The organism is Arenibacter sp. F20364, assembly GCF_023015905.1.
Taxonomy (GTDB): Bacteria; Bacteroidota; Bacteroidia; order Flavobacteriales; family Flavobacteriaceae; genus Arenibacter.
The window spans coordinates 172,217-184,950 of the sequence record NZ_JALKBD010000004.1 but is presented as its reverse complement, the minus strand read 5'-3'; the positions used below and the strand labels follow the sequence as shown (position 1 = coordinate 184,950).

The following is a 12,734-nucleotide window of genomic DNA, read 5'->3' as shown; positions in this document are numbered from 1 at the left end:
ATAAGACATTAGCAATCAATTAAATACATTTATTTGTTTAGGAGTCTTGAGTTATTCTGTTCAACGCATATTTAATTAATTCATCTATTGCCAAATCCGGTCTCTTGGAAAACTCCCCATTGGGTCTGTTTGCCAGGATACAGTTAAGGGAAACCGCCCTGTGTTCCAATAACTTGGACAAACCGTAAATTCCGGATGTTTCCATTTCCAAATTTGTAATCCTCTTATTATTATAATTAAAGCTGGCCAATTTGGAGTTCATGCTTTCATCTTCCAGTTTTAATCGTAAACTTCGGCCTTGGGGTCCGTAAAACCCAACATTGGTGGCGGTAAAGCCAAGTTGGATTCTGTCCGAGATAAACAAATCTCCTAAAGATTTATCATATGCAACAACATAGGGGTTGGACTTGTCTTTCAGCCAGTTGGTGTGCTTTAAAAATGCTTGCTGTATCTCCGGGTGTTGAATATGGGTACTATCGTAAAAATGTAAAAGACTGTCCAGGCCAATGGCAAATTCGCTTAGCAAAAATGAATCTACTGGAATATTGGGCTGAATGGAACCTGAGGTGCCGATACGGATAATATCCAATCGGGTTTTATCCTTTTTTATAGTCCTTGTTTCAAAATTGATATTGACCAAAGCATCCAGCTCATTAAGAACAATATCTATATTGTCCGTGCCTATACCGGTGGAAATTACGGAAATGCGTTTGTTTTTGAGCCAACCAGTATGGGTAAGGAATTCCCGTTTCCCTTTTTTTAGTTCAATACTATCAAAATATTGGGAAACCTGTTTTACCCTATCGGGGTCGCCAACGGTAATTACCGTATCTGCTAGGTCTTGAGGTAATAAATTAAGGTGGTATACGCTATGATCTGCGTTTAGGATTAGCTCTGAAGAACCAAATTTCATTTTACAATTTTAGTATGCGGTCTGTTTCAGAGTTATATAGGAAATTATATTTTAGAGCTCCACCCAAATAGGCATCATTTTCTTGGATACAGGAATAATAGCTGGTTTTTCCTTCCAAGATTTCCATACCTTTTTTTGAAAGTCTAACGGGATTGAAATTGGTGAAAAGCGGCTTTAACTTGGTAATAACCCTTTCGTATTGGGTATCACCAAAGCCATAACGACCTTGATTCTTTAGAACCGTGTTCAGCAATTCGAGCTTGGTTTTTGGTTTGGCGCTACGTGCCAAACGCAAAATATTATTTTCTACTTCGTTGAGACCATTTCTTATAGTTGGGAAACGCATCAAATGTGCTTCGATAGCTCCAGAAAGATGGGAGAATTGGAAACTGTCAAAATCCTTAAGATTCTCTAGTCTAATTGGGTTATCGGAACAATACAACTGCCAAACATAATCGGCATATTCTATATCGTCCTGGGTTAAAAGTGTGGGTTTGGTGTATAATTTGCGAAGTTGGTCATCTGTTAATTCCCCAAGCCCCAACAAATCAATAGTATTCTCTTCTTCTTCACTGGAAACCATAGAAATTTCGGCATAAGGCCTATGGGTCTTTAGCCAACTAATTACGGCCAACATATTTATTTGATCAAACAGATCGTAATCGAACCAAAGGATAATCCGGTCTTCCTGCTTGTGATTACAAAGGGTACGGTATTCTTTTAGGGTTTTATCAATAAACCAGGATTTGGAAACTTTATAGTTCTTGTTTAAAAATTCAAACCTAGTTTTCCAAAATGATTCGCTCCCAACATTGGTCTCTGTCTTACCCTCACATAACATTTCACGCCAGGTAATAATTTCCCCGTCCAATTTCAGGGTGCTTAATTTGTTGGTGAGTATATCACCGTTTGTAATATGTAATTGGGAACTCATTATTATGGTGGTTTAGGTTGTGGCTAATAAAAGTAGTGTTTTATCTTAATATCAAAAAATAATTAACAAAAATCTAACCTCCAACGCGTTTAACGCTAAATCCTTTTTCTTGTAAGATTTTCATTATTTTATCTCTATAATCCCCTTGAATAATTATAGAATCGTCCTTAAAACTTCCGCCTACGCTAAGTTTGGTTTTAAGTTCTTTGGCCAATTTTTTAAAATCTTCATCTGCCCCTGTATACCCTTCTAAAATGGTTATAGGTTTGCCCTTTCTTTTTTCATATTTGCAGATGATAGGTTCTTTCTGCAACCAAATTGCATTTTCGGTATCTTTTTTCGGTTCATCCTCAGTTGGTTCATGATCCGGAAATAGATTCTTCAATTGATCCTTTAAGTCCATTTTAAATTTTAAAGATTATGCTAAAATAGCATTTCAGCGTAAAAATCAAAACCCATCCTTCAAAAATTGGAACTTTTTGCAGGAGTGGGTCTTATTAAGTTGGCAACGGAACTATTCCATTGGAAAGTCCTCGTCATCCATCACTTCCTCCATTTGTTTAATATGCCTTTCGGTGTGGCCGGACATAAACAAAAGTATTTGATAGGCGTCTACGGTTCCAAAAGGGAGTTGTTGGTAATGGTTTCGCAGGTCATCCTGAGTGCTTTTAACATATTCTATATGTTCCTTTCGTTTGGATTTGAATTCTTCCACAGTTTCTTCAAAACTGCCATATTTCCCTGATGGTTCAAAGGCCTCGCCTGTTTTTACTTTCTTGCTACGGTCTTCAATCATGGCAATTAATCCTTCATCGGAGACCTTAACTTCCGAACGTCTGGAAGGGTCTGCCTCATTGGCCAAAGTACCTTGAAGCATACCAAAGATCATGTTTTCAGAAATTGCAATATGCTCGGCACATTCCGCAATGGACCAAGAATCATCAGTCACTTTGTAATTAAGTTGTGCTTCATTCAAACCTTCCAAAGTGTTTAAAAAGTGATCATGGGATTTTGTCAATTCTTTTACGGCAAATTCCCGTTCGGCGTCTGTCAGCGTAGATTTAACTACTCCAAATGCCATAACCGCCAATAATACGATCGGTAAAATTACTTTTTTCATAGTGTCCAAGGTTAAATTGTTAATACTAATAATTGTTTAATTCTATAGGCAATAACCAAGCTTGGATCATTTGTAATCTACTTCTTAATTAAGCCTAATTCGATCAGTCTTTCATGCAAAAATTCGCCAGCGGTAATGTCTTCAAATTGTTTTGGATGGTCTTTATCCACACAATTCTCTAAACAATTTAAGGGCATTTCGCTAATTGGATGCATGAAAAATGGTACGGAATACCTAGAAGTACCCCATAGTTCCTTGGGAGGATTGACCACCTGGTGTATGGTGGATTTCAATTTATTATTGGTTAAACGGGAAAGCATATCCCCTACATTGATCATCAATTCATCTGGTTTGGCAATGGCATCTACCCATTTTCCGTCATGGTTTTTTACCTGTAGTCCCTTTCCATGGGCTCCCATTAATAGGGTAATTAGGTTAATATCCCCATGGGCCGCAGCCCTAACGGCATTTTGGGGTTCTTGTTGAATTGGAGGATAATGTATAGGCCTTAAAATGGAGTTTCCATTTTTAATATAATCGTCGAAATAGGTTTCCTCTAGGTCTAAATGAAGGGCAAGTGCCCGCAAAACAAATTTCGCCGTTTTTTCCAGCATTTGATAGGTCTTCTTTCCAGTGGCATTAAAATTGGTCAACTCTTGGACCTCTACATTGGCAGGGTATTCTTTTTCCAATTTTGGATTATTTTCCACATACTGTCCAAAATGCCAAAATTCCTTCAGGTCACCCTCCTTTCTTCCCTTGGCATGTTCTTTTCCAAAAGAAGTATATCCCCTTTGTCCCCCAATCCCGGGAATTTCATATTTATCCTTGACTTCTTGTGGTAGGTTGAAAAATTTCTTGATTTCGGAATAGAGATCTTCCACCAATTTTTCGGACAAAAAATGACCACTTAAGGCTACGAATCCAATATTCTCGAAGGCACTTCCTATCTCTTTAATGAATTTATCTTTTCTATTTTTATCGTCGGAAATAAAGTCTTCAAGATTTACACTTGGTATTGCACTCATCATCATTATTTTTAATTAAATCAAAGTTAATAATTATGGGCAATCTTCTTGAAATATTATTCGACTTTGTTTTTCCGTTTTGTTACATTTATAAATTATTTAAGCCAAAAAGAATAAAAACATAACATGCAATATAAAGGAGATAGTGTTGATAAGGCCATGCAATTGAAACTTTATCGACGGATGCTAAAGCCACGTTTGATAGAGGAGAAAATGTTGATCCTTCTACGTCAGGGAAAAATAACCAAATGGTTTAGCGGCATAGGACAGGAGGCCATATCGGTAGGGGTTACCAGTGCCTTGAAAGATGATGAGTACATATTGCCCATGCATCGGAATCTCGGTGTTTTCACCACAAGGAATATACCTTTACACCGTCTTTTCTCCCAATGGCAGGGAAAAGGGAATGGCTTTACCAAAGGACGGGATAGAAGCTTTCATTTCGGAACCCAAGAATATAAAATAGTGGGTATGATCTCCCATTTAGGCCCTCAACTGGGGGTGGCAGACGGGATAGCGCTTGCAGATCTGCTGCAACAGAATAATAAGGTCACCGCTGTCTTTACGGGAGAGGGGGGTACAAGCGAGGGCGATTTTCATGAGGCCTTAAACCTAGCTGCGGTATGGAATTTGCCCGTATTGTTTTGTATAGAGAACAACGGCTACGGTTTGTCCACCCCAACAAATGAGCAATACAGATGTGAAAATTTGGTGGACAAGGGTGTAGGTTACGGAATGGAATCGCATATGGTGGAAGGCAACAATATCTTGGAGGTATTTTCCATGGTCGATGAACTCTGCAAAAGTATGCGGAAAAACCCTAGGCCCGTATTATTGGAATTTAAAACCTTTAGGATGCGTGGCCATGAGGAGGCCAGTGGAACCAAATATGTCCCACAGCAATTGTTGGATGCTTGGGAGGAAAAGGATCCCATTGTAAATTTCGAAAACTTTCTTTTGGAGGAAAAGATTCTTTCGGCCCATTTAATAGAAACATTTAAAAATGAAATATATGCCGAAATCGACTACGATCTAAAAAAAGCTTTTGCGGAGAATGAGATTGAAGTAGATGAAACAAAGGAATTAAAGGATGTTTATAAAAAGTTTGATTATCAGGTATTTAAACACAATTCCACAACCAAAAATATTAGATTGATCGATGCTGTTTCCCAAGGATTGAAACAGTCTATGGAAAGGCACGAAAGTTTAGTGGTCATGGGGCAGGATATTGCAGATTATGGCGGAGTTTTTAAGATTACCGAGGGTTTTGTGGAGGCCTTTGGAAAGCACCGGGTCAGAAATACCCCTATTTGTGAATCGGCAGTGGTTTCTGCAGCAATGGGCCTTTCCATTAACGGAGTAAAATCGGTAGTGGAAATGCAGTTTGCCGACTTTGTAAGTACAGGATTTAACCCTGTTGTAAACTATTTGGCCAAGGTGCATTACCGATGGGGAGAGCATGCAGATGTGGTAATAAGAATGCCTTGTGGAGCAGGCATGGGGGCAGGACCTTTTCATTCCCAGACCAATGAGGCCTGGTTTACAAAGACTCCGGGATTAAAAGTGGTCTATCCGGCCTTTCCGTATGATGCAAAGGGCCTTTTGACCACTTCCATAAATGATCCCAATCCTGTGTTGTTTTTTGAGCACAAGGGACTTTATAGGAATATTTACCAAGATGTTCCAGAGGATTATTACACCATACCTTTTGGGAAGGCTACCCAATTGAGGGAGGGTGAAGATATTACCATTGTTTCTTATGGTCTGGGTGTACATTGGGCCTTGGAAACGCTAAATGATAATCCGGAAATAAAGGCTGATCTATTAGATCTTAGGACCTTGCAGCCCATGGATATGGATGCTATCTATGCTTCCGTAAAAAAGACGGGCAAACTTATTATTTTACAGGAAGATAGTCTGTTTGGCGGCGTGGCCAGTGATATTTCTGCCTTGGTGGTAGAAAATTGTTTTGAGTACTTGGATGCACCCGTGAAGCGGGTTGCCAGTTTGGAAACCCCTATTCCTTTTGCTAAAAATTTGGAAAACAATTATCTGCCCAAGGAAAGATTCGCAAGGGAGCTTTTAAACTTGATATCCTATTAAATAAAATGCCTCCAGCAAAATAAAACGGATTAATATGCAGATGATTACAGCAGAAGAAAAACTTAAAGAGCGTATAAAGGAGCTTACTTGCTTATATGAAGTAACCTCTATAATCGTGAATTGCGACTATGATCAAGTTGAAGATGCACTAAAGGGGATTCTGCATTGTTTGCAGAAAGCTTGGCTTTTTAGTGAGGCCGCCCAGGTTAAGCTCAATACCGATCAGTACAATATAGTCACGACAGATTTTCCGGACGATCCGGTGTACCTGGAGTCGACTGTAAAAGTATTTAACAAAAAGGTGGGAGAAATACAGGTAGCCTATCCCAGGCCAAAATATAGCAAAGATGATTTTTTGCAGGAAGAAGAAAAATTGCTTCGAAACGTGTGTTTGGAGGTAGGCAATCTTTTGGAAAGAAAGCAGATCAAGGACAACGAGATAATTATTAAGCGCAAAATGGAAAGAGCGGACCGCCTAGGTATTTTAGGCGAAATTACCGCTGGTATCGCCCATGAGCTAAATACCCCTTTAGCTAATATACTTGGATTTGCAGAATTATTGAAAACTCGGATAAAAGAGGATGCCCAAGCCTGTAAGGATATGGATAAAATTATAAATAGTGCCATATTTTCTAGGGAAGTGGTTAAAAAGCTGATGTTCTTTGCCTGTGAAATGCCCCAGCAAATGACTTTGGTCAATATAAACCCCATAATTGCCAATGCCGTTAATTTAATGGAACCCAGTATCAAGAAAAAGAAAATTGTTCACGAACTCAATTTGAGTCCCGAACCCATTTTTCTTAGGGTAGACACAATTCAGTTGACACAGGTTATTTTTAACTTGGTGCTCAATGCCATATATTTTTCTCCTGTTAAGGGCGGGATTAAGATAGATGTAAGGGAAACCGATAAAAAAGTGGAAATAATTATAACGGATGAAGGTCCAGGTATAGATCCCAAAAATAGTGACAGGATCTTTGAGCCATTTTATAGTACCAAACCGGTTGGTGAAGGTTCGGGATTGGGGTTAAGTGTTGTACATGGTATAGTAAAAAGTCATAAAGGGACCATAAAGTACAGATCCAACAAACCTAAAGGAACTATATTTACCGTTGATTTTCCAAAGAATTAAGATTATGGGCTTTAATAAAGAGAACGTATTGATCGTTGATGATGATGTAAATATATTGGAGCTGATCCATAGACACCTTCAATCTTTTAATTACCATACCTATAAGGCCGTTTCCGTTAAGGAGGCTCTGGTAATCCTAAAGGATTCCAAAATAGACCTTTTGATTACGGACCTTAAAATGCCGGATGTAGATGGACTTCAGTTGGTTAAATACGTTTCCGAGCATTACCCCCAATTGCCAAAATTAGTGGTTACCGGTTATCCTTCTGTAGACGACGCTATGAGCGTTATAAAATCAGGGGCCTTGGATTACCTGGTCAAACCTTTTACCAAAGAGGAATTAAAGCAAGCGGTCTTAAAATCATTTTTAGGACATCCCTCCACAAAGGTGGGTTCCAAAGAGGCTTCAAGCCCTAAAAGAAAGAATATGGATGCATATGGGGAGCTCATTGGTGGATCTTTGGCAATAAAAAAGGTAACCGATATTATAGATAGGGTAAAAGACAACAAAGCAACCGTGCTGATCAACGGGGAAAGTGGTACCGGAAAAGAATTGGTGGCCCGTTCCGTACATTATATGGGTAAATTCTCAAGAGCTCCGTTTATTGCCGTGAATTGCGGTGCTATTCCGGAAAGCCTATTGGAGGCCGAGCTTTTTGGTTATGCCAAAGGAGCTTTTACGGGGGCTAATGAAAACCGTAACGGTTTTTTTCAGGCGGCCGACAAGGGTACCCTATTTTTGGATGAAATAGGCAACGCATCCCTATCCGTTCAGTCCAAATTGCTCAGGGCCTTGCAGGAAAAGGAGGTTGTAAAGGTGGGTTCCCAAAAAATAGAAAAAATCGACATCCGGGTCATTGCAGCTACCAATAGTAATTTGTACTCTCAAGTACAAAAAAAATTGTTTAGGGAAGACCTTTATTATAGGTTGACGGTGGTGGAAATCAATGTTCCTTCCCTCCGGGAGCGAAAAGAAGACATTCCATTGTTGGTGGAGAAATTTCTTTTAAAATACGGAGTGGAGTATAAAGATAGGTTGGTCAATATAGCTCCTGAGGTTTTGGAGCTTTTGGAACGATACCTTTGGCCGGGAAATATCAGGGAGTTGGAAAACGTAATTCAACGGGCGGTAATAATGTGCGACAAAAGAATCGAAATCGACAATTTACCGGATAATTTGAAATTCAAAATAGATTTTCCGGAAGACGGCTTATTGCCTTTAAGGGAAGCTGAAAGAAAGTATATCTTAAAAGTTTTGGAAGCTACTGGCTACAATAAATCAAAGGCGGCGGAAATACTACAGATCGATCGCAAAACACTACGTCAAAAAATCCAATAATCTCAATTCTTAAGTGGGTAAAAATTACCCAGCTGGGTAATTTTTACCATAAATATATTCAAGTAAAGATCATTGTATTATGTTTAATGCTTTGATATATAGCTATTTGAATATTAAGAAAGGGGCTTGTCTTTTTTGTGGCATTCTAGTTGCCATTAGTGTAATTCTAAAATACACAGGTATGGGAAACAACACTAGTTTATGTCCAAGTTGTGAGTATTTCAAAACATGTGTACTTACAAAAAATAAAAAACATATTTGGAGCTGCAATGAATTTGAATCTACGGATTCAAAGGCAGTTCCTGTAGGAAATCAAGTGGCTTTTAAAAGAGAAGTGAGATTATTCTAAACAAAAATTTATGATTACAAAGTCAAAAATAGAATCGAAACAAGGCATGTTGGAAAACGTGATGCGTCAATTCAATAATGCTGCCGATATTATTAACTTAAATAGTAATATTAGAAAAATACTTAGTATTACCAATAATGAATTACTGATACATTTTCCTGTTAAAATGGATAATGGGGATGTGGAAGTATTTACGGGATATAGGGTACAGCACAATAATGCATTGGGACCGTATAAAGGTGGTCTTCGTTATCACCCGACCGTTGATATTGATGCGGCAAAGGCCCTTGCTATGTGGATGACCTGGAAAACTTCTTTGGCAGGTTTACCCTATGGCGGAGCAAAAGGGGGAATCCAAATTGATCCCTCCAAATATTCCAATGCAGAACTGGAAAGGATTACTCGAAGGTTTACATATGCCTTGGGTGATAATATTGGTCCAGAGCACGATATACCCGCGCCGGATGTAAATACAAATTCACAGACCATGGCATGGATCGTAGATACCTATATGTCCACTAAATCGCCTGCGGAAAGGTCTAAAAATCAGCATGTGGTTACTGGAAAACCTTTGGGGTCAGGTGGATCCGAAGGTAGGGATAGGGCTACAGGCTATGGTGTTTTTCTGAACATAAAATTATGGGCCGAAAAGAAAAAGGTAGATCTTAAGCATAAGAGGTTTATTGTTCAGGGTTTCGGTAATGTGGGTTATTGGACGGCCTATTTCTTGGAAAACGAAGGAGCTAAATTGGTGGGGGTGCAGGACGCCTATGGCAGTATTGCCAACAGCGAAGGTATTGAAGTGTCCAAGTTGTCCCAATATATGCTGGCTAATAAAGGTAGTATTGTAGGTTATTCTTCTGCACATGGGGTAGATAAGGATCAATTTTTTGAATTGGATTGCGATATATGTATTCCTGCTGCATTGGGGAATCAAATAACAGCTGAGAATGCGGGTAAAATCAAGGCTTTTTTAGTGGCCGAAGGGGCCAATGGCCCTACCGATGTGGAAGGTGAGGAGATCTTGCTCAAAAATGGAGTAGGTATTATACCGGACATCCTATGTAATTCCGGTGGCGTTATAGGTAGCTACTTTGAGTGGTTACAGAATAGAAACGGGGAGCTTTGGCAATTGGAGGAAGTATTGGCCAAACTGGAAAAGAAAATGAAGGAAGTCTTTGAAAAGGTATATGAAACTGCCGAAAACAGGGACGGGGATATGAGAACTGCAGCCTATATCATTGCTATTGAGAGAATAGAAAAGGCCTATGTTCAACGAGGGATATTTCCATAAATCAATTTAAAAAAAATCAGAATTATGAAGTACGGAAATTTAGTGCTGGAAGAGAAGGAGTTTGTCCTATTAAAGCGTTTAGTGAATGTATCCGGTTTCTATACGGATAATACCTATAAGAATTCCATTGCAAAGCTAACCGAGGAGTTGAAGTCCGCAGTGGTTTATGGAGAGGAAGAAATGCCCAAAGATGTCATTAGGTTTAATTCTATGGTTACGATCCAAGCCGTTAACGGGTGGTCCAAACAGTTTCAGTTGGTGATACCATCGCAGGGTGATTTCAAGAACAGTAAAATCTCAATTTTAACGCCTATGGGGGCGGCGGTTATCGGCTATGCCAAAGGGGACGATATTGTTTGGGAGTTTAGAAATGGGGAGCAAACCCTAAAGGTGGCGGATGTAAAGCAGCAACACAGCACTATTAATTCTGATATTTTATTGTAATTATGGAAGTGTTTTATGAGCATGATTCGGATGATAGGTTAATTGCCAGAAAAGATGCCTTGGAGCTGAGCAATTGGATAGATCATCTGGTAAATAACGTCGGGGAACTGGAAATTCTGATCAACATTGCCAAAAAATTGGGAAATGACGATGACATGGTCGGTAAGCTGACAGAATTGACCTTGGAAAACAAATTGCATCTAGGTGTATTTTACCGGTATAAGAGTTCCATGGTCAATTTGCATGAGTGTGAAGATATGGAGTGTGATATTTATTATGTGAACAAACACGAAGAATATCGGAATCTATACAGGACTATACTGCAGGCGTCCCATAAATTGAAGGAGGAATTACATACCCAGATTTTGGTAAAATTATAAAGTTGTTTTGTTAGCAGTCTGTTTGTTGGTTTTAAGATTAGAGTTTTGGCTGTTAATGCACAAGGGAAAGCAATGCTTTCCCTTGTTTTTTTAAGAGTATTGGTGTTATCTTTTTTGGCTGCGTTGTTGGATGGTTATCTTCCTTAAAGTGACTATCATTACTTGGGACAGTCAATAATATCTTTTTTGGAGCAAAGCGAACATGACCCTTAACAATAGTTTTGAAAAAATAAGTTGTTCAGAGGATTCTGTGCCTGAAGCTCTTAGTTTTTATATTCATAATTAAACAGGCTGTGGTATACTTTTTTTCCACTTTCAACGTATATATGTTCAAATTATAAATATGAAAATTATGCATTTAAAAAAGCTTATATTTTTGGTGGTTTTTATGGCTGGTCTTATGACCTCCTGTTCGGTATCCAAGGCGGCAAGACAGGATAGAAATGTTTTGAGCGGTAACTGGATTTTGAACAATGTTTCTTATCAAGGGGGACAGGGAAATTTTAAATCCGTGCTTTTTAATGATTCGGATGCCACATGTTTCGAAGGCAGTACCTGGTTTTTCAGAAATAATAACAGTACAGGTAGTTATATGTTGGCTAACAACAGTAATTGCGATGGTATGGAGCGCTTTATCCGTTGGTCCGTTGTTGACAGGCCTGGAATGGCCAGTCAGTTGCAATTTAAATTTATCGATGAGAAGTATAAGGATATATCCGGAGGTTTAGGATATAGATTGGATATTGAACAACTCACCGATCAACAGTTGAGATTGACCTCAAAAGTTTCAGTGGAGGGCCAACCATTGACTGTGGTATATGAATTTACAAAAAACGACCTACCCTAATAAATTATAACGACTAAGATATTTTAAATCGGAAATGCGGTTAAGCCGGGATTGGCACGATTTCTGTTTGGATGGATGTATTCGTCCAAAGAATATTTGGAAATAACAATTAACAATTAAATCAAATGAAAAAAATAATAGTAAGTAGTTTATCCATTGTGATGATTTTAGCTACGTTCAGTAGTTGTCAAGCAGTTAAGAATACGAGTCATAAGCAAAGGGGAGCAGCAACAGGTGCGGCCGGTGGAGCTGTAATCGGTGGTGTTTTGGGCAACAATGTTGGAAAAGGCAACAATACAGCCTTGGGAGCAATCATTGGAGCTGTTGTTGGTGGTGTTGCCGGGGGTTATATCGGCGACAGAATGGACCGTCAAGCAGAACGTATTGAAGAGGAGATTCCAGGCGCGGAGGTCACTAGGGTAGGTGAAGGAATTAACGTAACCTTCAATGAAGAGGCCGGTGTTTATTTTGATACCAATAAATCTGATGTTAAAGGTACCTCGGCTACAACATTGGATCGATTGGTGGGGATTTTAAAAGAATATCCGGATACCAATATATTGATAGAAGGCCATACCGACAGTGCTGGGCCAGATGACTACAACCTAAACCTGTCCAAGCAACGGGCGCAGTCTGTAACCAACTACCTAGTTGCCAATGGTATTTCAGGGAGTAGATTAACTACAACCTGGTATGGAGAATCGCAACCCAAGGCCGATAATAGTACGGCTGCAGGTAAGGCTAAAAACCGCAGGGTAGAATTGGTCATCGTGGCTAATGAGGACCTACAACAGGAAGCCTTGGAGAAAGCGAAACAATAAATTATTTTCCTTATATAAAACCCGGCGTAA

13 protein-coding genes are annotated in these 12,734 nt (G+C 39.1%); 8 read left to right on the top strand and 5 right to left on the bottom strand.

What is annotated here, in order from left to right:
• Nucleotides 1-37: 37 nt before the first annotated feature.
• The 5 genes from MWU84_RS04740 to MWU84_RS04720 form a co-directional block, all read right to left on the bottom strand.
• Nucleotides 38-913 (bottom strand): nucleoside phosphorylase, encoded by an 876-nt coding sequence (locus MWU84_RS04740; protein WP_246898852.1) that lies wholly within the window; start codon nt 911-913, stop codon nt 38-40.
• 1 nt (nt 914) lies between these two features.
• Nucleotides 915-1,847 carry a DUF1835 domain-containing protein gene (locus tag MWU84_RS04735; RefSeq protein WP_246898850.1) on the bottom strand — a complete coding sequence of 311 codons (933 nt, stop codon included), beginning with the start codon at nt 1,845-1,847 and terminating at the stop codon, nt 915-917.
• A gap of 73 nt (nt 1,848-1,920) precedes the next feature.
• Entirely contained in the window at nt 1,921-2,250 is a 330-nt protein-coding gene (locus MWU84_RS04730; RefSeq protein ID WP_246898848.1) for a translation initiation factor, read from the bottom strand.
• Nucleotides 2,251-2,361: 111 nt separating this feature from the next.
• Nucleotides 2,362-2,967, bottom strand: a complete 606-nt coding sequence (locus tag MWU84_RS04725) for a DinB family protein (protein WP_246898846.1) — start codon at nt 2,965-2,967, stop codon at nt 2,362-2,364.
• Nucleotides 2,968-3,044: 77 nt separating this feature from the next.
• Entirely contained in the window at nt 3,045-3,995 is a 951-nt protein-coding gene (locus MWU84_RS04720) for a 2-oxoglutarate and iron-dependent oxygenase domain-containing protein (RefSeq protein ID WP_246899052.1), read from the bottom strand.
• 126 nt (nt 3,996-4,121) lie between these two features.
• Here MWU84_RS04720 and MWU84_RS04715 point away from each other — a divergent pair, with 126 nt between their 5' ends.
• The 8 genes from MWU84_RS04715 (at nt 4,122) to MWU84_RS04680 (ending at nt 12,704) form a co-directional block, all read left to right on the top strand.
• Nucleotides 4,122-6,098: a dehydrogenase E1 component subunit alpha/beta gene (locus MWU84_RS04715; RefSeq protein ID WP_246898843.1), complete on the top strand. Its 1,977-nt coding sequence runs from the start codon at nt 4,122-4,124 to the stop codon at nt 6,096-6,098.
• Nucleotides 6,099-6,132: 34 nt separating this feature from the next.
• Complete coding sequence (locus tag MWU84_RS04710) at nt 6,133-7,230, top strand: HAMP domain-containing sensor histidine kinase (RefSeq protein ID WP_348647849.1); 1,098 nt, start codon at nt 6,133-6,135, stop codon at nt 7,228-7,230.
• A gap of 4 nt (nt 7,231-7,234) precedes the next feature.
• A complete protein-coding gene (locus tag MWU84_RS04705; RefSeq protein WP_246898840.1) occupies nt 7,235-8,569 on the top strand; it encodes a sigma-54 dependent transcriptional regulator in 1,335 nt (444 codons plus the stop codon).
• Nucleotides 8,570-8,928: 359 nt separating this feature from the next.
• A complete protein-coding gene (locus tag MWU84_RS04700; protein ID WP_246898838.1) occupies nt 8,929-10,212 on the top strand; it encodes a Glu/Leu/Phe/Val dehydrogenase in 1,284 nt (427 codons plus the stop codon).
• 24 nt (nt 10,213-10,236) lie between these two features.
• A complete protein-coding gene (locus tag MWU84_RS04695) occupies nt 10,237-10,656 on the top strand; it encodes a GreA/GreB family elongation factor (RefSeq protein ID WP_246898836.1) in 420 nt (139 codons plus the stop codon).
• Between the two features lie 2 nt (nt 10,657-10,658).
• Complete coding sequence (locus MWU84_RS04690) at nt 10,659-11,036, top strand: hypothetical protein (RefSeq protein WP_246898834.1); 378 nt, start codon at nt 10,659-10,661, stop codon at nt 11,034-11,036.
• Nucleotides 11,037-11,388: 352 nt separating this feature from the next.
• Nucleotides 11,389-11,883, top strand: coding sequence for a lipocalin family protein (locus tag MWU84_RS04685; RefSeq protein ID WP_246898832.1), 495 nt, complete (start codon nt 11,389-11,391; stop codon nt 11,881-11,883).
• A 125-nt stretch (nt 11,884-12,008) separates the two neighbouring features.
• A complete protein-coding gene (locus MWU84_RS04680; protein ID WP_246898829.1) occupies nt 12,009-12,704 on the top strand; it encodes an OmpA family protein in 696 nt (231 codons plus the stop codon).
• Nucleotides 12,705-12,734 lie beyond the last annotated feature (30 nt).